The 25,880-nt window shown below is 34.0% G+C and carries 23 protein-coding genes and 1 tRNA gene; 20 read left to right on the forward strand and 4 right to left on the reverse strand.

Going from position 1 to position 25,880, the window contains the following annotated elements; genetic code table 11:
- Positions 1-239: 239 nt before the first annotated feature.
- Complete coding sequence (locus FFM71_RS09315) at positions 240-2,639, forward strand: glycosyltransferase family 39 protein (protein ID WP_137611933.1); 2,400 nt, start codon at positions 240-242, stop codon at positions 2,637-2,639.
- Positions 2,640-2,773: 134 nt separating this feature from the next.
- Positions 2,774-3,742 (forward strand): glycosyltransferase family 2 protein, encoded by a 969-nt coding sequence (locus tag FFM71_RS09320; RefSeq protein ID WP_137611900.1) that lies wholly within the window; start codon positions 2,774-2,776, stop codon positions 3,740-3,742.
- A 386-nt stretch (positions 3,743-4,128) separates the two neighbouring features.
- On the opposite strand, the gene guaC is transcribed toward FFM71_RS09320, so the two are convergent.
- A complete protein-coding gene (gene guaC / locus FFM71_RS09325; RefSeq protein WP_137611901.1) occupies positions 4,129-5,106 on the reverse strand; it encodes a GMP reductase in 978 nt (325 codons plus the stop codon).
- A 775-nt stretch (positions 5,107-5,881) separates the two neighbouring features.
- Between guaC and glnA the strand changes: the two genes are divergently transcribed.
- The 8 genes from glnA (at position 5,882) to FFM71_RS09365 (ending at position 13,999) form a co-directional block, all read left to right on the forward strand.
- Positions 5,882-7,210, forward strand: a complete 1,329-nt coding sequence (gene glnA / locus FFM71_RS09330; RefSeq protein ID WP_137611902.1) for a type I glutamate--ammonia ligase — start codon at positions 5,882-5,884, stop codon at positions 7,208-7,210.
- Between the two features lie 298 nt (positions 7,211-7,508).
- Positions 7,509-8,882: an Nramp family divalent metal transporter gene (locus FFM71_RS09335; RefSeq protein WP_137611903.1), complete on the forward strand. Its 1,374-nt coding sequence runs from the start codon at positions 7,509-7,511 to the stop codon at positions 8,880-8,882.
- An 8-nt stretch (positions 8,883-8,890) separates the two neighbouring features.
- Positions 8,891-9,502: a TetR/AcrR family transcriptional regulator gene (locus FFM71_RS09340; protein WP_137611904.1), complete on the forward strand. Its 612-nt coding sequence runs from the start codon at positions 8,891-8,893 to the stop codon at positions 9,500-9,502.
- A 78-nt stretch (positions 9,503-9,580) separates the two neighbouring features.
- On the forward strand, positions 9,581-10,354 hold the full coding sequence (locus tag FFM71_RS09345; RefSeq protein WP_223876516.1) for a 1-acyl-sn-glycerol-3-phosphate acyltransferase: 774 nt from the start codon (positions 9,581-9,583) through the stop codon (positions 10,352-10,354).
- Positions 10,355-10,356: 2 nt separating this feature from the next.
- Positions 10,357-11,178 carry a glycosyltransferase gene (locus FFM71_RS09350; protein WP_137611906.1) on the forward strand — a complete coding sequence of 274 codons (822 nt, stop codon included), beginning with the start codon at positions 10,357-10,359 and terminating at the stop codon, positions 11,176-11,178.
- Positions 11,179-11,191: 13 nt separating this feature from the next.
- Complete coding sequence (locus FFM71_RS09355) at positions 11,192-12,151, forward strand: glycosyltransferase family 8 protein (protein ID WP_137611907.1); 960 nt, start codon at positions 11,192-11,194, stop codon at positions 12,149-12,151.
- Positions 12,148-12,999: a lysophospholipid acyltransferase family protein gene (locus tag FFM71_RS09360; protein WP_137611908.1), complete on the forward strand. Its 852-nt coding sequence runs from the start codon at positions 12,148-12,150 to the stop codon at positions 12,997-12,999. Before FFM71_RS09355 ends, FFM71_RS09360 begins: the two co-directional genes overlap by 4 nt.
- 562 nt (positions 13,000-13,561) lie before the next feature.
- Positions 13,562-13,999 (forward strand): MerR family transcriptional regulator, encoded by a 438-nt coding sequence (locus tag FFM71_RS09365; RefSeq protein ID WP_137611909.1) that lies wholly within the window; start codon positions 13,562-13,564, stop codon positions 13,997-13,999.
- A gap of 139 nt (positions 14,000-14,138) precedes the next feature.
- Here the strand turns inward: FFM71_RS09365 and FFM71_RS09370 are convergent, their stop codons facing one another.
- Positions 14,139-14,420 (reverse strand): hypothetical protein, encoded by a 282-nt coding sequence (locus tag FFM71_RS09370; RefSeq protein ID WP_137611910.1) that lies wholly within the window; start codon positions 14,418-14,420, stop codon positions 14,139-14,141.
- A gap of 202 nt (positions 14,421-14,622) precedes the next feature.
- On the opposite strand from FFM71_RS09370, the gene FFM71_RS09375 reads away from it, so the two are divergent.
- Genes FFM71_RS09375 through FFM71_RS09400 form a run of 7 tightly spaced genes read left to right on the forward strand, consistent with a single transcriptional unit; the run spans position 14,623 to position 22,965 of the window.
- Complete coding sequence (locus tag FFM71_RS09375) at positions 14,623-15,747, forward strand: hypothetical protein (RefSeq protein ID WP_137611911.1); 1,125 nt, start codon at positions 14,623-14,625, stop codon at positions 15,745-15,747.
- A gap of 11 nt (positions 15,748-15,758) precedes the next feature.
- Positions 15,759-17,252: a glycan biosynthesis hexose transferase WsfD gene (gene wsfD / locus FFM71_RS09380; protein WP_223876517.1), complete on the forward strand. Its 1,494-nt coding sequence runs from the start codon at positions 15,759-15,761 to the stop codon at positions 17,250-17,252.
- Complete coding sequence (locus FFM71_RS09385; protein WP_137611912.1) at positions 17,239-18,786, forward strand: hypothetical protein; 1,548 nt, start codon at positions 17,239-17,241, stop codon at positions 18,784-18,786. The genes wsfD and FFM71_RS09385 overlap by 14 nt, the downstream gene beginning before the upstream one ends.
- 11 nt (positions 18,787-18,797) lie before the next feature.
- Positions 18,798-20,051: a glycosyltransferase family 2 protein gene (locus FFM71_RS09390; protein ID WP_137611913.1), complete on the forward strand. Its 1,254-nt coding sequence runs from the start codon at positions 18,798-18,800 to the stop codon at positions 20,049-20,051.
- On the forward strand, positions 19,996-20,937 hold the full coding sequence (locus FFM71_RS13855) for a cellulose biosynthesis cyclic di-GMP-binding regulatory protein BcsB (protein WP_306437282.1): 942 nt from the start codon (positions 19,996-19,998) through the stop codon (positions 20,935-20,937). Before FFM71_RS09390 ends, FFM71_RS13855 begins: the two co-directional genes overlap by 56 nt.
- Entirely contained in the window at positions 20,919-22,121 is a 1,203-nt protein-coding gene (locus tag FFM71_RS13860; RefSeq protein WP_306437283.1) for a cellulose biosynthesis cyclic di-GMP-binding regulatory protein BcsB, read from the forward strand. Before FFM71_RS13855 ends, FFM71_RS13860 begins: the two co-directional genes overlap by 19 nt.
- A complete protein-coding gene (locus FFM71_RS09400) occupies positions 22,111-22,965 on the forward strand; it encodes a GGDEF domain-containing protein (protein ID WP_137611914.1) in 855 nt (284 codons plus the stop codon). Before FFM71_RS13860 ends, FFM71_RS09400 begins: the two co-directional genes overlap by 11 nt.
- Before the next feature lie 110 nt (positions 22,966-23,075).
- Here FFM71_RS09400 and FFM71_RS13435 read toward each other — a convergent pair whose 3' ends face one another.
- Positions 23,076-23,231: a hypothetical protein gene (locus tag FFM71_RS13435; protein ID WP_171000524.1), complete on the reverse strand. Its 156-nt coding sequence runs from the start codon at positions 23,229-23,231 to the stop codon at positions 23,076-23,078.
- Between the two features lie 187 nt (positions 23,232-23,418).
- On the opposite strand from FFM71_RS13435, the gene FFM71_RS13815 reads away from it, so the two are divergent.
- Together FFM71_RS13815 and FFM71_RS09405 are read left to right on the forward strand one after the other, a co-directional pair.
- Positions 23,419-23,541, forward strand: coding sequence for a hypothetical protein (locus tag FFM71_RS13815; protein ID WP_263390694.1), 123 nt, complete (start codon positions 23,419-23,421; stop codon positions 23,539-23,541).
- 369 nt (positions 23,542-23,910) lie between these two features.
- Positions 23,911-24,459 carry a TetR/AcrR family transcriptional regulator gene (locus tag FFM71_RS09405; protein WP_137611915.1) on the forward strand — a complete coding sequence of 183 codons (549 nt, stop codon included), beginning with the start codon at positions 23,911-23,913 and terminating at the stop codon, positions 24,457-24,459.
- A 289-nt stretch (positions 24,460-24,748) separates the two neighbouring features.
- On the opposite strand, the gene FFM71_RS09410 is transcribed toward FFM71_RS09405, so the two are convergent.
- Positions 24,749-24,819: transfer RNA gene (locus FFM71_RS09410), tRNA-Gly, on the reverse strand.
- Between the two features lie 165 nt (positions 24,820-24,984).
- Between FFM71_RS09410 and FFM71_RS09415 the strand changes: the two genes are divergently transcribed.
- Positions 24,985-25,467 (forward strand): hypothetical protein, encoded by a 483-nt coding sequence (locus tag FFM71_RS09415; protein ID WP_137611916.1) that lies wholly within the window; start codon positions 24,985-24,987, stop codon positions 25,465-25,467.
- Positions 25,468-25,880 lie beyond the last annotated feature (413 nt).

Below are 25,880 nucleotides of genomic sequence, written 5' to 3' on the forward strand. Positions count from 1 at the left end.
ATATTTCTCAGCTCTGGAAACGGCATATTACCTATAATCTAATCACAATTATAAAACATAAATTTTGATTTAAGCTAAATTTAAGTTAGTTTGTCTAATCTTGTCACTGTTGTTAAGAAAGGAACTTTAACAGATGAAAAATAGCTTACATTTAAAACCGATCTTATTTTCGATTTTAATTTATTCAATCATTTGTTTTTTTGTGAATATAGCCTTTTAGAGATAGGAGAAGATAAATGATGGAATCAAAAGAACCGAGTCGTGTTCAAAAAAATGAAAAACCTGGGTTTTTCAATAAATTAAGAAATATTAAGTATGATTATTGGTTAATAGCTATCCTGATACTAGCGGCATTCTTATATGCATGGAATATTTGGGAGGCGGGCGAGGCCAATAATTTCTATACGGCAGCCATAGTTAGTATGACTAAGAGTTTTAAGAACTTTTGGTATGCCAGTTTTGATCCAGCCGGATTCATTACGGTTGATAAACCACCGGTAGCACTTTGGTTTATGACTATCAGTGCCAAAATCTTTGGTGTGCATGGTTGGAGTGTTGTTTTACCATCAATTCTCTTTGGAATTGGTTCGGTATATTTGATCTATAATCTTGTTTCCAAACGCTTTGGTAGAATTCCTGCCCGAATTGCTGCTTTAATTATGACATTGACACCCATCGTGGTTGCCGATTCAAGAACTAACAATATGGATGCAACATTGGTATTCTTTCTACTATTGTCTGTCTGGTTTGTTCAAAAAGCAGCTTTAAATGAAAAGCAAAGATATCTCTGGATAGGTTTCGCGTTAATGGGAATCTCATTCAATATCAAAATGCTACAAGCCTTTATGATTTTACCAGCACTATATCTTTATTATTGGTTAGCTGCGAAAGTTAACTGGAAAAAGAAATTGATTCACTTATCAATTGCAACAGTCTTTTTAGCTGTTTTCACATTAATTTGGCCGTTGTCAGTTGATATGACTAATTCAAATAGTCGTCCATATGAAGGAGGTTCTGAAACTAATTCTGCCTTGGAATTAGCTTTTGGTTATAACGGAACTGAACGTTTACTTGGACAAACAACTGGTACCGGTGGCGCATTCCCAGGGATGGGAAGCAATTCTTCTAAGAAGAGTAGTAAATCAATGACGCCTCCAACTGGTAGTTCAACTAAGAAAACTAGTTCAACTAATGCTCCCACACCTCCAACGGGATCAACCAAAAAATCTGCTAATGGAAATCCACCAGCTAAACCAACTGGTTCAACAGGTGGGGCACCCGGTGGTACTAAAGCAACTGGTGGCGGTACTGGTACAGGTGGTGCCGGTGGTGGTGCTTTCAATATTGGTACAGCTGGACCATTCAGACTGTTTCAAAAAGAATTGGGACCTCAAATTAGTTGGCTGATGTTATTAGCCGTCTTTGGTGTAATTTCTAGTTACATTTACTATCAAGATCCTAAGAAAAAATGGTATTCACTCAATAACCAAAGAAAAGACCTTTGGCTATGGCTCGGTTGGATGGTGCCAGTAGCGGGATTCTTCTCTGTTGCTAGTTTCTTCCATCCATATTACACAATTATGTTAGCCCCAGCGATGGCCGTTTTAGCCGGAGTTGGTGTGTATACAATGATCAAACAGTGGCGTGAAAAGTCAATTTGGTCAATGCTTTTGCCAATATCGATTCTGTCGACAAGTATTTTACAAGCTTGGTATTTGACAGATTATTATCCAACATTAGCTTGGGTATTGTTGATTGCGGGAATCATTATCTCAATTCCATTGTTCGTATTACCTTGGATAGCCATTCGCTTAAAGAACAAACGTATTTGGCCAATTGCCGCTCTGATTATCGTCATGCTAGCTCCAACTTGGTGGTCATTAACACCAACTTTAGCTGGATCAAGTAATGGTATTCCAAGTGCAGGTCCTTCACTATTATCATCTGCAGGTGGTGGCGGTGGTATGGGAGATTCTTCAGTAGATTCGACCATGCTTAAATATCTTGAAAAACATCAAGGCAATGCTGAATACTTGTTTGCTACTGATGATTCAAGTACTGCTGCACCATATATTATTTCCACTGGCAAAGCTGTCATGGCAATGGGTGGATTTAATGGTACTGATAATGCAATTACCTTGAAACAATTTAAGAAGCTCGTTAAAGAGGGCAAGGTTAAGTATTACTACTCAGGTGGTAAAACTGGTGGTAATAATAGCAAAATTGTTTCATGGATCAAGAAATATGCTAAGAAAGTTAAGTTATCTAATAGCAGTAGCACTCAAACGAATAATTCGAGTTCAGTTACAGTAGCTTCAAAATCAGGTTCTACAAGTACTGCTGGAAAAGCACCAAGTGGAACAGCACCTGGTTCATCAAGTTCTAGTTCAACGCCACCTGCTAAGCCAAGTGGTTCACAAAGTGGTCAAGCTCCTTCAGGAACAGCACCAAGCGGTACCAAAGCACCAACTGGTACTAATGCTTCTACAAGTAAGAAGAAGTTGACTAAGGCACAATTAAAGAAAATGAAACAACAAATGAAGAAAGCAACTAAATCTGGTACAGCTTCAATGGGTGCTGGCATGGGTGGCCCCGGTCAATCCGGAACGCTTTACGATTTATCCAATATCTATAAATAATTTTGATGAATACTTTTTGTTCTTCCGACTAGTTGATTTAAGATAATTAGTTTGGAAACTTCAAGTAAAAATAATTCACCCGAAAGCTGCAACTGCTTTCCAAATTAAGCAATCAATGAAAGGAACGTTCGCTTATGAAAGACCAATTAATTTCAATTGTCCTACCAGTTTTTAATGAAGAGGCTGGGATTCAAGCGACAATTGACACGTTATTAAATTATATTGAACAACAAGAGGAACATTATGAATTAGTTTTCGTTGATGATGGATCGCAAGATAAATCGGTTTCAATTATCAAAAATGCTCTTAATTTACACGATAATATCAAATTAGTCGAATTCTCCCGTAATTTCGGTCATCAACTGGCAATTACTGCTGGGTTGCAATATACCAAAGGAGATGCGGTCGTAGTTATGGATGCTGACTTACAAGACCCTCCAGAAGTCATTCCACAAATGATTAAGAAGTGGAATGAAGGTTATGAGATTGTTTATGGTAAGAGAATGCAACGTGATGGTGAAACAATTTTCAAAAAATTCACTGCGAAAATGTTTTATCGAACATTCCAAAAGTTAGCGACAATTGACATGCCACTTGATACTGGTGATTTTCGACTAATGGATCGAAAGGCGGTTCATCAGTTGTTGAAATTGCATGAACAAGATCCATTTGTTCGTGGACAAGTTACCTGGATTGGGTTTAGGCAAACGAGCGTCCAATATCATCGTCAAGAACGGCTTGCTGGTGAAACAAAGTATCCTCTTTCAAAAATGATTAAATTGGCCTTGGATGGAATCACATCGTTCTCAATGAAACCATTGCAGTTCGTCAATATCTTTTCAATCGTGCCATTAGTTAGTGGCGTTTTATCCCTTGGGTACATGATTGCAAGTAGCAGTTATAGTTTAGCCGGCGTGGGTGTGACGATTCTATTGTTCACTTTAGGATTATTGATGTTGTCAATTGGAATTTTAGGAAGTTACTTAGGTCGCGTTTTAGATCAAGTAAACAACCGTCCAAGATTTATTGTCAGCAAAACTGAAGGCTTTGAGGAACGGAATAAAGGGATTCATCATTTTACCGCTCGTCAGATGAATAATTAATTGACATCACCGATATATTTAATGGACAAATTGTCTGACTAGATTTTAAAATTGCTTGTAAATAATGCTAATTACTAGATGTATAGTCTGGAAAAATTAGAAAAAATCTTTTTTACCTTAAAAGTTTTCACACTTTTTAATTATCCAGTAATGTGTTACAGTAATGATAAATTTGATACATCTAAAGTTGTTTGATGGACAACCGATTATATCAAATTGAACATGAACTATCCCATTCATAAAAAAAGAAGCTGACGAACACCCAGTCGTCAGCTTCTTTTTCTTTTGTTTTTAAATATGCTTTAACTCAAACTCATATACTAAGTTTTTTAATTTAATAATAATAAAATCTAATTTAAAAAATATGCCGGTTACAGATGGAATTACTAATATACATCACCATTGTAAATAGAATTCTTAACAATTACGTAATCAACTTTACGTAGGGAATTAAGATCTTTACCGCCAGCGTAAGAGATTGAAGATTGTAAATCTTGTTGCATTTCAGCTAAGGTATCCATGATTTCGCCTTTATAAGGAACCAACATCCGTTTTCCTTCAACGTTCTTATACTCACCCTTTTGGAATTGAGAAGCTGAACCGAAATATGCTTTGAATTTTTGACCATCTTTTTCAATGATTTTACCGGGTGATTCTTTGTGACCAGCGAGTAGGGAACCAATCATGACCATATCAGCTCCAAAGCGAATTGATTTAGCAATATCGCCGTCATTTCTAACCCCACCATCAGCAATAATGGGTTTACTAGCTGCTTTAGCACAGAGTCTTACAGCGGCCAGTTGCCAGCCACCCGTACCAAAGCCAGTTTTTAATTTAGTGATACAAACCTTACCAGGGCCGATTCCAACTTTAGTTGCATCAGCTCCAGCATTTTCAAGTTCGCGTACGCCCTCTGGGGTGCCGACGTTACCAGCAATTAGAAATGATTCAGGCAAATTAGTTTTAATATATTTAATCATTTCAATGACACGATCACTGTGACCGTGAGCTACATCAATTGTAATGTAATCAGGTTTTAAGTGTTCAGCTACCAAGGTATCAATGAATTTGAATTCATCCTTTTTGATACCAACACTGATGGAAGTAAACAAACCTTTTTGATTCATATCTTTAATGAAATCAACACGTGTCTCAGGTTCGAAACGGTGCATAACGTAAAAATAATCATTTTCAGCTAACTTTTCAGCCAATTTTTCATCAATGATTGTCTGCATATTGGCAGGGACAACCGGAATTTTAAATGTTTTGGGACCAAATTTGATTTCAGTGTTACATTCTGACCGACTATCTACGACACATTTATTCGGTATTAGTTGAATATCTTCATAATCAAATACTTGCATTTTATCATCCACTCCATTAATAACGAACAATTATTATTTTTATAATTCATTTCGTTCGTATCTATAACTTAACGGGAAAAGCTCCATAAGTCAAATTATTTATGCGTTTAATTGCAATAATTATGATAAAATTTTCATATACAAATGAACGTTATCGTTTAATCATTCATTGTAAGTTTGTTGAATTAGTTTCAAAAAAGAATTACTTTTAGGCGTATAAAAAAGGACTACAGGCTAAATAACCGAAAGTTAAAAGGTGAAAAAATTATGTGACCATTGTGTTATAGACTTAGAGTCCATTTGTTACAAATATTCGCATCAATTATATTTTAGAATTTAAAATAGGCTTGATATAGAAGCAATTGACTATTTTTACATTCAATTAATAACGATTATTTAGTCGGAAGAGCTGGGGAATATTTGTGTGCCGTGGAAGTGTTGTTATGGCTTTAGCCATTACAACACCGGGCGCGTTTGGAGCCTTGACGAACTATGTCAAGGCTCCAAACCGAGGTTTGAGACCGCACTTTGTCTCAGACTGTTCCGCACAGCTAGTGAATATTTCCCTGCTCTGTAGACGGGATATTTAATTAGCACCACAAGTTATATAATAATTACAGTATTAAATATTGAAATTTATTGAAAAGAATAATGAAAATATTTGACACTATGATTTGTAATTGGTATTATCATCATATTATTAATAGAACGGTATATTAATAACGTTTATTAGTGACCTTTAAAAAATCGGTATATCCAATAGGAGTGGTTAAAAGTGCAACATTATACTGCAGAAGATATTACAAAAATGGTTAATGATGAAAACGTTGAATTTATTTGTTTAATGTTTACAGATATCAACGGTATCATCAAGAACGTTGAAGTACCTGTTTCTCAACTAGACAAGGTTCTAGCAAACAAGATTACTTTCGATGGTTCATCAATTGATGGATTTACTCGAATTGAAGAAAGTGACATGTTACTGCATCCTGACCTATCAACTTGGTTGATATTCCCATGGGGTGAAGAACATGGTAAAGTTGCTCGTTTGATCTGTGATATTTATCGAACAGATGGCACACCATTTGAAGGTGATCCTCGTGTTAACTTGAAGAGAATCGTTAAAAAAATGCGTGATATGGGCTATACAAACTTTAACATTGGACCAGAACCAGAATTCTTCTTATTCAATACAGATGAACATGGCAATCCAACACTTCATCTCAATGATGATGGTAGTTACTTCGACTTTTCACCAGTTGATTTAGGTGTTAATGTTCGTAAAGATATCGTCCTTGGACTTGAGAAGATGGGCTTTGAAGTTGAAGCTAGTCACCATGAAGTTGCACCCGGACAACAAGAAATCGATTTCAAGTATGAAGATGCTTTGTCAGCTGCAGACAGTATCGAAACTTTCAAATTAGTTGTTAAGACTATTGCTAAGGAACATGGTTTGTATGCCACATTTATGCCAAAGCCTATGCAAGGTATCAATGGTTCAGGTATGCATATCAACATGTCATTGTTTAATGGCGATGACAATATCTTTGATGATGAAAATGATATGTTGTCAGATACAGCTAAGAAATTCTTGAGTGGTATTTTGAAACATGCTCGTGCTTTAACAGCTGTTAATAATCCAACAGTCAACTCATATAAACGTTTAGTACCAGGCTATGAAGCTCCAACTTACATTGCTTGGTCAAGTAAGAACCGCTCACCACTTGTACGTGTACCTGCTGCTAAGGGTAAGTCAAAACGTATCGAAATGAGAAGTGTCGATCCAACAACTAACCCATACTTGGCAATTGCATGTATCCTTGATGCTGGTCTTGATGGTATTCAAAGCAACTATGATTTGATGCCAGAAGTAAAAGACAATATCTACGAAATGTCAGAAGACAAACGTCGCGAAGAAGGCATCATTGATCTTCCTTCAACTTTACACAACTCCTTGAAAGCACTACGTAAAGATGAATATGTTCAACAATCACTTGGCAAGGGACTAACTAATAGTTTCTTCGCTGCTAAGAATGCTGAATGGGCTAAATATCAACAAACTGTATCCCAATGGGAACGTGATACCTATATGTCACAGTATTAATACTTTGATATTTTTATAAAAATAATAAAAAGACTTATTCCGATATACTTTGGAATAAGTCTTTTTTTTGCAAAAATATTTGTAAAATCTTAAAAAAATACCTGCTTTTTTCTGTAAATCATGATATAGTATCAATGGTTAATTGAGCGCACGCTCAAATTATTTTAAATAAGCTAGTTTAAATAGCTTCATAATTTAATCGTCTGTTCAATTTATCTAAAAAATACGGAGATAACGTCATAAGTTTAAATGATAATATATCACCGAATTTCTAAACCAATAGAAAAGAGGTACTACTATGAGGGATGGTAGTGAAACAGTAACAAACAAGAAGTTTGTCAGCTCAAGTACAGCTGATAACAAGAGTCTAGATGAAATCAATGGCAGTATCGAAGTGCCAGAGAATGCTGGATTCTGGAAAACATTAATGACCTTTACTGGTCCCGGTGTTTTAATAGCGGTTGGGTATATGGATCCTGGTAATTGGATCACATCAATCGCTGGTGGAGCACAATTTAAGTACACACTTTTATCAGTGGTACTTATCTCCAGTTTGATTGCGATGTTATTACAATCAATGTCAGCAAAACTTGGAATCGTAACGGGTAAGGATTTGGCTCAATTAACGCGTGAGAGGACTTCTAAGACCGGCGGATTCATCCTGTGGATAATTGCTGAATTGGCAATTATGGCAACTGATATCGCTGAAATTATCGGTTCTGGTATTGCCATTAAACTGTTATTCAATATCCCATTGATCGTGGGTATTTTGATAACAGCCGCTGATGTTTTGATCCTGCTATTGCTAATGAAATTAGGCTTTAGAAAAATCGAAGCAATCGTAGCAACTCTAGTTACAGTTATTTTATTAGTATTTTTATATGAAGTATTTTTAGCAAAGCCAAGTATTTCTGGAATTATCGAAGGATACATGCCAGCAAGCAGTATTATTACTAATAAATCAATGCTGTACCTATCATTAGGTATCGTCGGTGCGACTGTTATGCCCCATGATTTGTACTTGGGTTCATCAATTTCACAGACTAGAAGAATTGATCGTAGTAATAAGAAGGACGTCGCTAAGGCAATCAAGTTCTCAACAATTGATTCAAATATTCAGTTGTTCTTAGCTTTTATCGTTAATAGTTTGCTATTAATCTTAGGTGCAGCATTGTTTTATGGTACTAACAGTGATTTAGGACGTTTCGTTGATTTGTTCAACGCTTTGAGTAACAAGCAAGTCGTTGGTGCAATTGCCAGTCCAATTTTGAGTATGTTGTTCGCTGTAGCGTTGTTGTCATCAGGTCAAAGTTCAACTATTACAGGAACACTTTCCGGACAAATTATTATGGAAGGTTTCATCAGATTAAAGATGCCTTTATGGGCACAACGTTTGTTAACAAGACTTTTATCAGTAACACCAGTTTTAATTTTCGCGTTTTACTATCATGATAATGAGGCCAAAATTGAAAATCTTTTAACTTTCTCACAAGTATTCTTGAGCGTGGCTTTGCCATTTGCCATCATTCCATTAGTTATTTTCACGAGTGATAAGAAACTGATGGGAGATTTTAAGAATAAGAATTGGGTTAAATACAGTGCTTGGTTTGCAACAATTGTCTTGATCATCTTGAATGTTTATCTTATTTTCCAAACAATAATGGGAGCTTAGAGGTATATATGAAAAAAAGCGACATTCAAAAAGAAAAAATTTTAGAAGTTGCGCAAGATTTATTTGTTAAAAAGGGCTTTGAAGCCACTACAACGAGAGAAATCAATCGGGCCGTTGGAATTTCTGATGGTTCACTCTACTACTATTTTCCTGATGGAAAAAAGCAAATTTTAGATTTAATTGTCCAAAAAGGCATGGTCTATCGTGAACAGTATGTTCGTAAAATTCAAGCAACAGCCATTGATTTAGATGACTTTGAAAAATTAATTATTAAAATTTATCAAGGCGTTTGCAATCTATTCTCTGATGAAGAAGGATATCGGTCCTTTATGATTACCATTCGGGAAAGAGCAATTTTATCAAATAATCAATCTAAATGGATCGCACAGATTTTGGATAGGTTGAAAGCTGGTTTAACTAAAAATGTTAAATCAATTCAAGAATTTACCAAAATTGCTAGTGATGACGAAATTGATAGTTTAACGGATATGATTGTTTCAATTTTGCAAAGATCAATTTATGAAGAATTAATCATTAAAAATCGTAGAGAAATCAGTCAAGATATTCGGACTAAAACCTTGTCCCAAATACATTTGCTGATTCAGTTGATTAAAAAATAGAGAAGGTCTAATGATCTTCTTTATATTTTTAAGCCAGAAGTGATTGAACGCTCACTAAAGAAAATGAAAGGAAAACAAATGAATCAAAAAAATGAGTTTGTTAAGACCTATTACTATGAAACATTTTCAGATGATTTTGTTGGCACTAATATTTCTCAGCCAATTATTTCCAAACAATACAGATGGACTTTTGATGGAAATGGTGAGAAAGGTTTATCCCAATTTATTAATGCTCTCCTAGGTTTCATGGCAAAAGTATATGTCAATTACCAAAAAATTAACTTTATTGGCTGTGAGAATCTACAGAATCAGACGAAAGGCTATGTGATTTATGGCAACCATACTCAAATTAATGGAGATGTATTGCTGCCAAATTACATTTTTGATAGTCAAAAATTAAGTATCATCGTGAATCCAGCCAATTTAGAAATACCAGTTATTGGTAGACTGATTAAATTTGGTGGTGGACTGCCGATTCCTAAAGATGTTCATCAGTTTGGAAAATTTAAAAATGAAATTGATTCTCGATTACAAAAGGGCGGTCTATTGATGATTTATCCAGAAGCTCATGTTTGGCCGTATGCTACGAAAATTAGACCGTTTTCAAAGGCATCATTTCATTTTCCGGTTGAGAATAATTTAGATTCGTTTTGTGTCACGACAACTTATCAAAAAAGTAAGTATTTTAAAAGGCCAAGAAAAACAATTTTTATTGATGGACCGTTTCATGTTCCTAGAGTCGGATCTAAGAAAGAGAATCAAACTGAGTTAGAGCGTGAGATCAGAGATTGCATGATAAATAGAGCCAAAAACAATACTTATGAATATATATGTTATAAAAAGAGGCAGTAAAATTGAATATTTTATATTGTGGGGATGCCAATATTAAAGATGGATTATTAATATCAATTCTTTCATTATTGAAAAATTCAAATAGTGAATTGCATGTGTATGTTCTGACGGCTCGAATAAAAACGCCTGAAAAAGTTTATCAACCAATCCCAAACCAAGCGATTGCCTATTTAGAAAAAATTATGAAAGAGAAGAATGTTAATAATTCCATTATCAAAATTGACATTACCATTTTATTTGAAAGTAATGTACCTGAAGCTAATTTGAAGACTATTTTTACACCTTGTTGTATGTTGCGACTGTATGCCGACGAAGTTTCAGCATTACCAGATAAAATTTTGTATTTAGATACCGATGTTATTTGTCGAAAAAATTTTCGGGATTTCTATGATCAAGATTTGAGTAATTATGAATTAGCAGGCGTTTTAGACCAATATGGCAAGTGGTTCTTTCACCGCAGCTTAATTCGTTTTGATTATTTGAATTCTGGGATTTTGCTATTAAATCTAAAACTAATTAGAGAAACTGGTCTTTTTAAAAAATGTCGTAAAAGATGCCACTCAAAAAAAATGTTTATGCCAGATCAATCATCAATTAATAAGCTAGTGGTAAGTAAGATAAAGTGTCCTGCAAAATTTAATGAACAAGGAAAATTGAAAGTTGACACAATTTTTCAACACTTTACAACTAACATTAGATTCTTTCCTTGGATTCACACCTTGACAGTCAAACCATGGCAGGTTGAACAAATGCATCAGACTTTAGGATTACATGAATATGACCAGATATTAACAAAATATAAGAAAATAAAAATCAACTTATGAGGAGCTTATAATAATGCTAAATAAGAAGAGAGAAATACCAATTTTTTATTCAATTAACGACGCATATGTTCCATATCTTTCAGTGTCAATTGAATCAATCAGTGAACATGCTTCTGAAGAAAATGAATATTCGATAATCGTGTTATATCAGAATTTGACTGTAGATAATCGTGCAAAGTTGGCCAAAATGAGTCAATCTAATGTCAAAGTTTCATTAGTTTCAATGGACGATAATTTGTCACAATTAATGGGCAACGAACATACTAAATTACGTGGTGACTACTTTACTTATACAATTTATTTTAGATTATTTATTGCTGAAATGTTTCCAAAATTAAATAAGGGAATTTATCTTGATGCCGATACCGTTGTTAATTGTGATATTGCCGAATTTTATGAACTTGATTTAGCTGGGAACCTGTTAGCTGCTGCTCCAGATACCTTTGCGGCAGATAATACTGAGAGTGTTGAATATGTGGAGAAGGCTTTGGGGATTCCAATTAGACAGTATTTTAATTCCGGAGTTTTATTGATGGATTTGGAAAGATTTCGTGAAGTCAAGTTTGCTGATAGATTCTTAAATTTTTTGAATACATACCAACTGGATGTTCTGGCTGCTGATCAAGACTATTTGAATTTGATGACATTGGGAAAGGTATTGATTTTAGGTCGGACCTGGAATACCACTCCAACAACTCAAAAAGTAAATGATATAAATCCTCACATTGTTCATTATTGCTTGTTTTATAAACCCTGGCATTATCGTGATGTTCAAAATCGGTCATATTTTTGGAAATATGCTCAAAAAAGCACTTACTATGAATTGTTGCAGTCAGAGTTGGCAGATTATTCCAAAGAGGATCGAGAAAATGATTTAAATAACCTACATTTCTTATTAAATAAGGCTTTAGAGGTTGTTGCCAAGGGTGAAACGAAATCAAGGATTGAAGCCAGTCAGGATATGATTCAATGATTATTGGAAACTCAAAGGTAGCTGTTCGGGAAAATATTAAACAAGCAATTATCGATAGAGATTTTAATCGTAAGGTCGAAATTGAAGATCCTATTTTTTCGAGAGATGAGAGTGAGCGGATAATCCGAAAATATTTAAAGGATTTAGATAGTCCTTATTATCGGATAAATAACCTGTTATCAAGAGGTATTTCTAATTTCATGACTTTGATAATAAATCGCCATACCGAAATTATTGGAATCGAAAATTTGAGGGGGATAGATACTGGGGCAATTATTACTAGCAATCACTTTAATCCGCTTGAAAATACTGCAATTCGAACAATGACCAAGAAATCGGGTCATAAGCGGCTCTTTATCGTAAGTGAGGACACTAACCTGAGTATGAAAGGTATTATAGGATTTCTGATGAACTATTATGATACCGTTCCAATTAGTGGAAATTTAAATTATATGGGTCATACGTTTCCAAAAATGATTCAAAAAATTTTGAAGCGAAAAGAGTGGATTTTGATTTATCCGGAGCAAGAGATGTGGTTCAATTATCGAAAGCCCAGACCAGTAAAACGTGGAGCATACTACTATGCGGCTAAATTTAATGTGCCAATAATATCTTGTTTTGTGGAAATAGTTAATACTGGAAAAAAAGATAATAACGAATTTGATAAAACTAATTATATTGTGCACGTGCTGAAGCCTATTTACCCAAAGAGTGGCAATGTAAGAGACAGCAGTAGAAAAATGATGGCACAAGATTATCAACAAAAAAAGGCCGCATTTGAGGCAGCCTATTCCGAAAAATTGAACTATGATTTTGAAGCAAAGGATATTGTTGGATGGAGAAAGTAGTTTTGAATTTATATGTGGTAATTGTTAATAGTTGGCTTTGAGATTGTCAAATCCTTGAGAAATTTATATATTTAGATTTTTGAATTACTACTAATACTCGAATAAACGTTAATAATTTATTTTTAAAATTTTATTTAATTTAATAAATCTTTATGCACAGAGTAAAGGTTGAAAGGTGAAAAACTAATATAACTATTGTTGTTACAGGCATAGAACAAATTTATTTAAATGAACAAAGGTTTTCATTTTATTTGTTCCTGCCATGAAAAAATAAACTAGTTGGAAGAGATGAGAGTATTCATTTGCAGCTAACGTGGCGTTATTGCTTCAGCAATTACACCACCGGGCGTGTTGAAGACTCGCGGGTTTTGCGAGGCTTCAACCGAGGTTCGAGACCGTTTCCCAGGCTCGGGCCGTTCCGCGCAGCAATTGAATACTCTCAGCTCTGGAAACGGCATACTTACCTAAACTTTCAATATTTAGTTATTTTAAAAAAGTACAAAAATACTGTTAGTAAAGGTATACTAGTACTAATATTTTTAAAGAAAAGAGGGGGACCAATATGGCTTATTCAATTGGAGAAGTTGCTGAGAAAACCGGTCTTTCCAGTTACACGTTACGTTATTATGATAAAGAGGGCTTGATGCCATTTGTACATCGTGGAAATGGAGGTCGTCGAGAGTTTACAGAAGACGATATGGATTTTGTTGATTTAATTTCCTGTTTGAAAGAGACAGGGATGTCACTAAAGGAAATCAAAGAATTCATCAATATGTCAATGGAAGGAAATAATACCCTAGAGGCGCGATTGGCAATGTTTAAACGTCAACGTGATGAGGTAATGAAACAAATCGAGCAGTCACAAAGATATCTAGAAAAATTGGATCATAAAGTTAAGTATTTTGAGGCTGCTTGCAGTAATGGATCAGAAGAAGGTTTGGAAGATTTTTGTGATACTTTGGAAGCTGCTTCAAAAGCCAGTCAATCTATGAATAACTAAATATTTGTATCCGGGCTTTTCTCTGGAATTTGTGTTTTTTTCATGTTAAGATTTGGCGTAATCAAAATTCTGATTACTGCTTTCCCCCCAGAGAGCATAAAGGCCCCAGTCAATTGACTGAGGCCTTTTTATTTTGAAATTAATCTCTGGTAATACTTAAAATAGCGGTAGTTTTCAAAGAGTTTTTATTATCTTTACCAATTGTCAACCAATCAGCAGCACTGATCAGACCTTCCAATTTGTTCTCTTCGTCTTCTTCAGTAATCTTGCCGTCTTCAAAACCACCCTTAAAAATACAATCTAGGTAATAATGGTCAGCATTACTTGCCATCATTGATGATTGATACTTCCAAGCAATAATATATGTTTCTTCAGTGATGTGAATACTGCGACCATTCATCAAGTTGATATTCAAAGCCATGTTACCGCCTCCTATACATTAATTATAACAAAAATTATTTTTTCTAAGAGATGTTTTTTTAGTAAGCCTATTAAAAAGAGGAACTAGCACAAGGTAATATTGAGAAGTTGTTGCATTTGATTTAGATAAATCGGACAATTGTTGGTGAGAGTATAATATAATTTATAAATGAATGAACATCTATTATTGAGGGGTTCAAAAAATGAAAAAGAAATTATGGTTAATGTTGATTTTTTCTCTTTTATTATTTGTTTCTGGTTGTCACAAAGAAGTGAAAGTAGTATTACCGGAAAACAAGAACAGCGATTTTATTGTGTCAAATAAGTACGGAAATTATAATAGCCAACAAAAATTATTATTCAAATTTGTTGATGACAAAATGGTCACTAATAAGGGGATTTATACTAACTATTTAAATATCAAAAGTACGAATCAAAATAATGCGGTTGGGCATGAAATGTTATCTGAATCGTCTGGCTTTTGGTTAGAATATTTAATTTATGAACATAAGTATAAACAATTTCGTGAATTTTACAGGATCACGAAGAAAACTTTTGATCAAGGTAGCCAGTTTAGCTATCGATATGATCCTAGCAATAATAAAAAAGCAGATGTAAACGCAACGTTAGATGATTTAAGAATTATTCGAGCGTTACAAATGTACTATGAGGCTACAGGTAATAGTAAATATCGTTATGAGGCGGCAAAACGATTTACGATGCTGAAAAGCAATGTCATGGTAAAGGGAAGAATTTCTGATTTTTATGACATAAAGGCAAAGAAGGCCAGTACTGATAGTTCGCTTGCTTATTATGATTTATTGACTTTGAAATATTTTGAATCTGATACTAAACAGCAACGGAAATATTATAATAACCAAGTTAAAATGGTACAGCGAGGTTATCTTGGTGACGCCTTCCCTCTTTACGCATCCAGTTATTCATGGCATTCTGGGGCATATAGTGACAACAACTTAAACACCTCTGAGGCGCTTGAAACGGTTTTACATTTGTCAGAGGTTGGTAAAGTTAAAAAGGTGACTTTAAATTGGTTGGCTCAACAAGTTAAGACACACAAACTTTATAACGAGTATTCGATTAATGGTGCAGTTACAAATAAAAATCAGTCATCTGGTAGTTATGCGTTGGCTGCTATGATTTTTGCCAAGAATCATGATGAAAAGATGTACCGTTATACGATGAAATTAATGTGGAATTCACAAGTTACCGATAAGAATTCGCCAATTTATGGTGCATTAGGAGTTAAAAAACAAAAACAGGCCTACTCATTTAATAATTTGTTAGGCCTGATCTCATCAAAATATTAAGGAAATAAGATTTGAGTAAATACATGAGGATTGGTTTTAATAAATTTAAAAAATATATTTCTCCCGCAATGATGGCTATGATCTTGGCAGCAATTATCAGTGGAATTTTATTATTTATTTCACCAATACATGGGTTAGCCGATAATGGCGATTTTTATCGAGCCATGAATAGTAATGGTGTTTATCGATTGCCAACGCATTACAGTCAATCATTAGATTACGTTATTCCTAAATTTGGGATTTATCAATATTATAATGAAAATACAGCGGCTGTTTTTACATCACAGGCGATGATTGTTAAGTTTGCTGTTTTTTTAAATAAAGTCTTTTATAGTAAAACGATTTTTGACATACGGTTTTTGGCAATTATTTATTATGTTTTCTTTTTAGGAGCGATTTATTTACTTACCAAATCCTTAGTTTTTCCATATCGAAGAATTAGAAGTTATGTTGTAGCACTTTTAGTAGTATTTATTTTTGCGGATTCGTCCTTTACCTTGTATTTCAACTCGTTTTTTGCAGAGCCAGGGATGTATATTGTGATGCTGTATTCTTTCGCGTCAATATTAGCTATCTCTCGAGATTGTTTTAAGAAACGATGGCCAATGATATTATTGTTTTTCGCTAGTACGATATTTTTGTTAACGGTTAAACAACAAAATGCTCCTTTGGCACTGACATTTACAGTTGTTGCTGTTGGTTTAATGTTTCTTCCCAATTTTAAAGCGCGTAGGTTTGCAATTTTTGGTGGAATCATAGCGTTATTGTTTGCAGGAGCCTTTACATATAGCAAAATCAATTCTGAGTTTAATGACGTAAATCAGTATCAGTCTTTTACTCATGGTGTCTTGATGGAAACTGGTGATCCTGATAAGCAGCTTTCAAAGGCTGGTGTAAGTTCACAATATTCACTAATGCGTATGCAAGAATATTATCCTAGAACATACGATACGGTCCAACCCGGTAGTAAATACGTTGAGAAACATTTAATCGCGAAAACCGGTATGGGTTGGTTAATAAAGTATTATTTACAAAATCCCAAGCAGTTTGTGCGCTTATTAGACGTATCTACGAAAGATATCATGGTTACTCAAGTAAAAGCAGTTGGTAACTTTACTAGAAATTCTGGACATAAACCACAAGAGCATACAAAATATTTTGTACTTTTTAGTACGTATGCAGGAACATTCTTTCCAAATAAATATGGCTTTATTTGTTTATATGTTTTTGGATACACGATTGTTTATGCAATCAGCTGTTTCTTAGATTTTCGTGCGAAACGTTATCAAGGTGTAGTTAGGTTCCTCTTGGTATTTGGAATGATGACAATAATAGTTTTTATTCCGATTATCTCGGTTTTGGCTGCTGGTGAAGCTGATTTAGCAAAGCATCAATTCATTGTTCCAATCACATTGGATTTAACATTTATCCTCTTTATAAGCGACATTTTGCATCATCGTTTATGGAATACGAAAGTTGCAGATGGTGATAATGATGAAAAATAGACTTTTAACATATATTTTGATAATTGGTATTTTATTTTCCAGTTTATTGTCAATGCCGACAAATAGGGTTAAGGCTGCAACGCAGGAACGGGTCTTACTAGTATATGATTCTGAAAATGATGTGGAACAATCGGGAAAACAAATTGATGCTTTACAGCGAATTTTAACCAGTTTAAATTTACCAGTAAAAACAATTTCGCAAAATAATTATAAATCTGGGATGTTAAAAAATTATTCAGGCGTTATAACGATGATTAATTGGCGTCAGGTGGGATTGACTAATAAGGTATTTATTCATGACCGAGAAAAGTTTAGCGGTATTAGATTACATATTGGGGACAATTTAACCGCTAATGAGGCAGCACAGTTGGGAGGACATGCTAGAAGAATATACCAGCAACAATTCATCTTGAAAATTAATCAAGATGAACAGTTATTGCCATTTAGCGAGACAATAACCGTATTGGATGGTTTATCAAATCAAGTCCAAAAAGTTGGAATCTTGGCAACTCAGGAAAAAAATCAAAAAAGCTATCCGTATGGAATCATCAATGGTCAGAATGGATATTTGCCATACTTCAATTCCGGTGGATTGAGTTCATTAGCAGCTAGTCAGATGATTGCCAAATTATTTGGCAAAAATGATACATATCAACCGATGCTAACTATAACCAATGTGACACCGTATAGTGATTTGAAAATATTAGATGCTTTAAGTTTGTATTGTTATCAAAAAGAAATTCCTTTTGCAATCAGTGCCAGTTCTGTAAGTGATAATACGCAAATGAAGGCATTTACCCGTTACACAACAGTTTTAAACAGTATTGAAAACCGTGGGGGAGTGATTTTCGCTCAAATGCCAATCGTAGGGGCGCCCCCAATTAGCAGTGGATCGGAGTTAAGTCAAATTGTATCCAGTTATATGGTTAGTTTGGCTCGAGAGAATGTGTATCCGATTGGGATAAGTTCTTTTGGTTATTGGAATCAGGATGAAATTTTGCGAGATAATGCTCTTAAAAAGGCAAATAATTTAATCTTATTGCCTAATGAGAAAGTTGTTTATGTTAAACAGGATAACAATGCTTTGAGTACCAAAAAAAGTTTCTACGCGATGTCGGTCTCATCTTTGAACAAGGTTAAAAAAAGTTATGATATGTCTTTTTCAATGCCGACTGCACTTACGGTGTCACTGCCTGATTCTAAAGTTGGAATGCATGATTTAGAGCAAGAAATCAATGGTTTACAGCTTAATTGGTTTGATCCAGTTAATCTAAATACGACGGTGAAAACCGGTACTTCATTGATGCGTTATCGTAACGGTGATTATTACATGAATGGTAAAAAAGAAGATATTCAGAATACCCAAAATACTAATAATATTCCTATTTTTGCGACAAAACAGGAGCCACTATTTAGCAATTTCTTTCATCTTCAAGGCAATATCTTAATGGGTTTCTTTATTATTGTGTTACTGATTTTAATTATATTTACATTATTAGGACGAAAAATTTATAAAAATATGTTTAAACGATAGGAGGTGTAAGTATTTCAATTCTAGATTTCTTTCTATTAATAGCAATTATTTCTATTTGGGGTACTTTAGTAATTAATTTAATTTTAACAATTGCGGGCTACACTTGGTATTTGAAAGAATCACCAAAGCCTTCACCAGAGCTGCCAGATAAGCCGCCATTCGTTTCTATCTTAGTTCCAGCGCACAATGAAGGGATTGTTATTGTCAAAACAGTGTTATCTTTGCTTAGTTTTGATTATCCACAGGATAGGTATGAAATTATTGTTATTAATGATAATTCCAGCGACAATTCGGCACAGCTTTTGAGTAATCTACAAGATGAATTTACTAACAAGCGTCTTAAAGTGATTAATACTGACAAGACTAATGGTGGAAAGGGTAAATCCAATGCGTTAAATATAGGCTTGAAATATGCTAAAGGCAGTGTGATTTCCATTTATGATGCGGATAATACGCCAGAAGCACCAGCTTTAAGGATTTTAGTTGCCGAATTGTTGGCAAATGATAAATTAGCGGCAGTGATTGGAAAGTTCCGAACTCGTAATAAAAATGCCTCTTTACTAACGCGTTTTATCAATATTGAGACCTTATCCTTTCAATGGATGGCACAAGCAGGTCGACAACAACTATTTAAATTATGTACGATTCCAGGAACAAATTATGTTATTCGGCGTAGTGTGATTGAAAAGGTTGGAGGCTGGGATGTTAAGGCATTGGCTGAAGATACTGAAATCAGTTTTCGAGTTTATCAAATGGGGTATCGAATTAAATTTCAACCTCGAGCGGTAACGTGGGAACAAGAACCACAAACGCTCGATGTTTGGTTTCATCAACGTAAACGGTGGGTCGAAGGAAATATTTATGTAATTGTAAAAAATGCCAAACTCTTATTTCAAAAAAAGGGACGACCTATTAGATTTGACTTGCTATACTTTTTGTCAGTTTACTTTTTACTGATGACTTCATTGATATTATCAGATACAGTTTTTGTGTTGTCAGTTGCAGGAGTGGCCCATTCTGATTTACAAGGATTTAGTAATTCATTATGGCTTTTTGCAGTTGTCATGTTTGTAGCAAGTACCTTTTTAACAATTACCACTGAAAAAGGTGAATTAACTTTTGGAAATTTCTTATTAATAATTTTTATGTACTTAGTTTATAGTCAAATGTGGCTAGCAGTAGCGGCATACGGAATGGTGGGGTATATTCGTGAACAAGTCTTTCATAAACAAGCAAAATGGTATAAGACCAAACGGTATCAATAAGTTTATTTACGTGAGCTTACTGTTTATTTTGGGATGTTTAAGCTTTCTTTCTCAAAGTAATGTTGTTCATGCAGCTGACGAATATACATATGTTCAAGACTTTCAGAATGAAACGACAACTCTATCGGGGAAATCTGTTCAGTCTAATATGTATTTTACAAAGATGGATTATTGGGACATTAAGAAGGCTACATTTAATCTTAATTTTCAAATTTCTCAATTGGCTTCAAGACAAACTTCAGATATCACTGTTTCAATTAATGGGGTAAAGTTTGATTCTTTTAGACCTAAGGATGAAACAGGTTCTCAGTCGCAACAAATTGAGATACCGCTAAATCTATTAAGTGGCACTAATAAGATTCAAATTAATGGTCAAGTTTTAAATCAAGATGGTGACAAAAATTATCAGTTACAGCAAACACCTGCAAATTGGTTGACGATTAATCAGGGGTCGAATATAAATTTTGTGTACTCATTAAAACCTGCTGAAAATACTTTACATTCTTTCTATCATCATTTTTCAGGGCAAGATACTGTTTCATTTCAGCATTCTAAGATTGTGACTAGCAATAACCCAAGCAATGATGAATTGACTGCAAGTATGATTGCTCTTTCAGGCGAATCACGTGTGATTTCAACTGATAACGATCAAGTTCATGTTGTAAAAATGAATAACATGCATCCTAACAAGAATGATTATCTGATGGTGGTGGCAAAGTATAGTAAATTGCCAGAAAATTTAAAGAAACAAGTCAGTCAAAATGATGTTAAGAATCAAGCTGTTATCAAAACTTATTACACTAATGATCGGTACTATTTAATTGTTACGGCCCAAACGGGATCCTTGTTAAAAAAGCAGCTCGTTTTGTGGCAAATGAAGAGTTAATGAATGAAACAGATAAGTCAACAGAATCAGTGGATGAGACTACGGATACGTTTACCTCGTCCTTACATGATAATGGGCATTATCAATTGACTAGTTCTGAAGATAACGTTCAAGGAGCAGGACATCGTGAAACCAGTTACTTTATAACTTTACCGAATGATCATACTAATATTAATGATTCATTGATTAAATTAAAGTTTCGTTATAGCAAAAATTTGAATTTTAATCGAGCTCTAGCTACGGTATATGTCAATAACACGATTGTTGGCAGTAAGAAATTGAGTTCCGAAAAAGCGGATGGTGATACTATGACTATCAGTGTCCCTCGTGGTATTGCTCTAGGAAACAGTTTTCAAGTTAGAATAGCGTTTGATTTGGAAATGCTCGATCAAAATACGTCTGATAATGCTGACACTCCTTGGGCTCAAGTAGAACCACAATCCAGCATCTATGTTAAGTCTGAGCGTGGGAATGATTTATTATTTAGTAACTACCCAACACTATTTATCAACAATCAAACTTACGATAATCTGGCAGTTGTTATTCCGAAAAAATTAAATAATTATGATTTTCAAACATTAACGAACATCTTTAACTTAATTGGTAATTTTTCGAAAAGTAATACCGGAAAGATTCAGTTCTATACCGGCACGCCATCTAAGAATGTTTTGAGAAATAGTAATGTAATCGTTGTCGGGTCGCCAGAAAATAATCCAATGGTTAAGTCACTGAACTCGAAACTATACTTTAAGTATTCGAATAGTTTTAATAGAATAATTTCCAACGAAAAATTAAGCATTGAAAAGGATTATGGTAAAACTATCGGAACGGATCAATTATTAAGGTCTCCGTATAATGATAAAAAAGGTCTCTTAGTTGTAACTGGTCCTAGTTCCAAAGCTACATATTTAGCTTCAACGCAAATTAATTTTCAGAAGAATATCCAACAGTATAATGGCGATGCAATTATAGTGGATGCCAATAATGCACATTATAGTTATCGCTTTAAGAAGAACAAAGCAATTGATAAATCACTCGACACTAAAAATTTTGTTAACCGTAATTCCCAATTATTAATTTATTTAGGATTCGCTATTGTGGCGTTAATCATGATAGGTATAGGCATTTTCTTGACTCTTAGAAAACAGAGCATAAATAACGGAGGGAATAAAAGTGGAAAATAAAGATGAAAGAAACTCCCTCTTTGCTGACATTGGTTTATTAATGTTTTTGGCGCTATTTGGAGCAACGGCAATATTGATGTCTTTGAGTGGGAACATTTTTCTTAATATAATTTATTTGTTCTGTACTATCGGATTATTGATGATGACTTATTTTTTTGGTATTTTACCAAGTTTGATTTCCAATCTGACTTTTATTGCCATTCAAGCCGTAGTGATGATTTATCAATATTTGAATAAGACAACTGCAATTCCTTGGCAATTAAGCTTTTGGATGGTAGCTCCAATCTTACTTTCATTAGCACTTTATGAGATGACCAAGAATCAAATAGCTTTGCAAAAGTCTAATGGTGAGCTACGGACAGCTTTAATTGAGCGTGGTGCATTTGATGAGCAAACGAATTTGCGTACTACAGTGGCTTACATTGAGGATATAGCCGTATTTGCAGAAACCAATCGTCGTTTTGAAATTCCTGTGACAACTGCCATAATCAAAATACGTTACTATGATGATTTGAAAAGGATGATGGGATCGAATCAGCTCCAACATTTGTTAAAATTGACTACGGATTCGATTAAAGAGAAAACTAGAACTAATGATATTACTTATTTATTAAATAATGAGGATCCCACATGGGCGATACTTTTATATACTAATAGCAAAGGTGCTGGAATTGCTACTCAGAGAATTAAAGAGGGCTTTGAGAAAAATGTTAAAGCTGACATTTCTTTGAATACAATGGCAATCTCGATGGTAGTTGGAATTGCCTCGTGGGATGGCGAAACAATGAAAACTCCATATGATTTAATGAATGCTGGAATACGTGAAACTCAGTATGATGTGTAGACCAAAGCACAATTTTTTTCGATTAAAACAAATAGGCACCGTAAATCCAGAATCGGATTTACGGTGCCTATTTAATGCTCGAAAGTTGACCTTAATTGGTCATACTCTCTTTAATGATTGATGATAAGTAAAAAAATCGCAAAAAAGATAACATCCAGAATGGCCGACCATTCGTACCATTTATCTGGTCTATTAAATTCAACTGTGTTATGCCCCCGTTTACGAGGGTTCCACGACGGATATTCTTTTTTGGACATGTTCTTCATTTTGCATCTTCTCCTTAATTTCTGTACTTAGAGTATAGCGGGAATTACAAAAATTTGCCACCCAAAAAGTCTTTTTGGGGAATAATTATTAAAAAGAAAGGGCTTGCATTTTAATAAATAAAGAATATACTTTCATTTATTATCCGTTGAGCAGATATAAAGAAATAATTAATGGGGAGGTAGACAAATGAAGTATCGTGTAGAATTAAATACAAAATCTCAGTTGTTTACTGTTGAAGATAAAAACACTCATGTTTTTGCTGATGGTAAAACAATTGAAGAGGCTGTCGGGAAATTAAAGATGGTTTAATTAAAGTTTATTTAGAAGATCGAACAAATACATGTTCAAATTTTATCATTATGGTAAAAACGACGCAGAAGCCAATTTTAATTTTGGATTCTACGTCGTTTTTTTTTATGTGTGGCTAAATGTTGTAAGTATTAATTGACCATAGAATTGGAGTTAAGCAGACCACTTCTGAAACACTATCAATCTGTGACTTAGCAATATAATTGTTGAATATTTATGATTCAAATCAAAAATAAATCCATAATAAAATACATTTAATTACATTATTTTTAATTCAAAAACCGTATTGTATTCGTTCTCAAAATAGTAGAAAATAAGGAAATATTTTCAAGCCACAAACTAGTTGAACTTGTTGCAGAGGAGACGAGTATGAATAATACGGATGAAAAAATTCAAACGGCCTTATTGGTGTTAATGAAGGAAAAGAGTTTGGAAGAAATCACAATCATGGCAATTGCTGAGTACAGCAAAATAAATCGAACGACAGTTTATCGTCATTACGTTAATAAATTGGCCATTTTGGAAGCAATTGAAAATGATATTTTAAATGGATTGGATAAGATTGATCAATGCGGAATTAATGAAGCAGATGATAGGTCTCATGTTTTGAAGGTCTTGGAATCGGTTAATGAAAAGCGTGCTATAATTACTATTTTATTGAGTCCTAATGGAGATTCAAAGTTTTATGATAATTTTGTCAATTTTTTAACTGCTAAAGGTTTAAAGACGATTGAGGATTCTCATCGTTTTAATGGATTGGACAGCAGACAGAAGGAATTATTGGCACAATATATTTCATCAGCCTTATTGGGATTAGTGAAGTACTGGCTGAGCCATCCTGAAATGAGTGTTGAAGAATTGGATACTTTTTTTGAAAAACTTTTCCGAAAAGGGATTAGTTGTTTTACCGCGCATTAAAGAGCCAATTGAGTATTCCGTTTCCAGATGGGAAATGTTGGAGTGTTAATTTGAATGTGGATTTGGAAATTTTTAAATATTAATAAAATAATTTTCTTGCATAAAAAAAGTGCTAGTCAATTATGACTAGCACTAAGAACGGCTCCCACGTTCCATTTATTTTATTGTTCTGTGGCTCTCTTGTGGCTCCAATAAGTCACAAATATTCATAATACATAGTAACTTTAAAATCAAAAATGCCGATATACCAACGTTTTGGAACACATAACAAACCATAAGAAACTCTATAAGCGAACTACGAGAATCGAACTCGCGACACTAGCTTGGGAAGCTCGTATTTTACCATTAGACTAAGTTCGCATTTCATAACCCTTTTATTATACAATATTTTGTTTCAAAAAGATAAAGTTTATTTAAAATTGTTCTGCTAATTTACAATATAAATTGATTTTTGGTTTTCATTACCATAAAATCAAGAGTGGTGATAGATTTCTATCAATAAATTGCTTCAAGGAGAAGATTATAATGAAAAAAACATTGGTTACTTTATTGGCCGCTGTTTCATTAATGGGTGGTTTTGCTACAGTTGCTACTGGTTGCTCAAATACAAACAGTACTAAACAAGTAGAACAACATTCTGCTAAAAAGATTACAAAAGCTGAAATAAAGAATCACGATTACGTTGGTGTAAGTGACGGGAACAAGGATGAATACTTAACGTTCTTTACTGGTAAGGATCACAAGACAGTTCAATTTGTTCGTGTCGCAAAAAATGGTTCAAAGACAGTTATTTCTGACTTTAAGAAATCTAAGTTAGTTATGTACAAGAAAGATCCCAAGAAGTTTAAGATCGACGGTTTCAGAGTTATGAGAGAACCTGACTTCAACAACTGGACTTTCGTTAAGGTTGGCAAAACAACTATCAAAACTCCTGATGGCAAAAAATGGAAATTATACAACGGTACACACAAGCAAGCAGTTAAGGCTGTTCAAAAGAACGGTAAATAATGTAATGTAAGGAGCGACAAGTAATTGTCGCTCTTTTTTTGTACTCAACTTTCAAATAAGAATAGGCTTATAAAACGATAATCTTTTTTTAATAAGTAATTGAAGCAAATAAATCTTACAATATCGGCAATTTAGAAAAATAAATTCATCCAGGCCATTCAATTATTTTTATGAATGGTCTTTTTTTGATTCTATTTTGATTTTTTTATTGCGCAAAATATTGTAAATTGGCTTATTTCAGAAAGCACTTGCAATATTTTGTCTGCTATTTTACGTATTTTAAAAATTTATTTTTGATTAAAAATTTTTTAATTAGTTCTATCCCTTGTCAGATATGGCGCCAATCGTGGTTGATTGTAAAATTAAAATATATATATCATGGAGTAAATTAGTTATGAAACCGCTTGCAAAAG

The organism is Companilactobacillus huachuanensis, assembly GCF_005404815.1.
Classification (GTDB): Bacteria; Bacillota; Bacilli; order Lactobacillales; family Lactobacillaceae; genus Companilactobacillus; species Companilactobacillus huachuanensis.

Bases quoted from the DNA above. Each gene is read 5' to 3' on its own strand.
- FFM71_RS09315 (WP_137611933.1), top strand. From the start codon at position 240: ATGGAATCAAAAGAACCGAGTCGTGTTCAAAAAAATGAAAAACCTGGG.
- FFM71_RS09320 (WP_137611900.1), top strand. From the start codon at position 2,774: ATGAAAGACCAATTAATTTCAATTGTCCTACCAGTTTTTAATGAAGAG.
- guaC (WP_137611901.1), bottom strand. From the start codon at position 5,106: ATGCAAGTATTTGATTATGAAGATATTCAACTAATACCGAATAAATGT.
- FFM71_RS09335 (WP_137611903.1), top strand. From the start codon at position 7,509: ATGAGGGATGGTAGTGAAACAGTAACAAACAAGAAGTTTGTCAGCTCA.
- FFM71_RS09340 (WP_137611904.1), top strand. From the start codon at position 8,891: ATGAAAAAAAGCGACATTCAAAAAGAAAAAATTTTAGAAGTTGCGCAA.
- FFM71_RS09345 (WP_223876516.1), top strand. From the start codon at position 9,581: ATGAATCAAAAAAATGAGTTTGTTAAGACCTATTACTATGAAACATTT.
- FFM71_RS09355 (WP_137611907.1), top strand. From the start codon at position 11,192: ATGCTAAATAAGAAGAGAGAAATACCAATTTTTTATTCAATTAACGAC.
- FFM71_RS09360 (WP_137611908.1), top strand. From the start codon at position 12,148: ATGATTATTGGAAACTCAAAGGTAGCTGTTCGGGAAAATATTAAACAA.
- FFM71_RS09365 (WP_137611909.1), top strand. From the start codon at position 13,562: ATGGCTTATTCAATTGGAGAAGTTGCTGAGAAAACCGGTCTTTCCAGT.
- FFM71_RS09370 (WP_137611910.1), bottom strand. From the start codon at position 14,420: ATGGCTTTGAATATCAACTTGATGAATGGTCGCAGTATTCACATCACT.
- FFM71_RS09375 (WP_137611911.1), top strand. From the start codon at position 14,623: ATGAAAAAGAAATTATGGTTAATGTTGATTTTTTCTCTTTTATTATTT.
- FFM71_RS09385 (WP_137611912.1), top strand. From the start codon at position 17,239: ATGATGAAAAATAGACTTTTAACATATATTTTGATAATTGGTATTTTA.
- FFM71_RS13435 (WP_171000524.1), bottom strand. From the start codon at position 23,231: ATGAAGAACATGTCCAAAAAAGAATATCCGTCGTGGAACCCTCGTAAA.
- FFM71_RS13815 (WP_263390694.1), top strand. From the start codon at position 23,419: ATGAAGTATCGTGTAGAATTAAATACAAAATCTCAGTTGTTTACTGTT.
- FFM71_RS09405 (WP_137611915.1), top strand. From the start codon at position 23,911: ATGAATAATACGGATGAAAAAATTCAAACGGCCTTATTGGTGTTAATG.
- FFM71_RS09415 (WP_137611916.1), top strand. From the start codon at position 24,985: ATGAAAAAAACATTGGTTACTTTATTGGCCGCTGTTTCATTAATGGGT.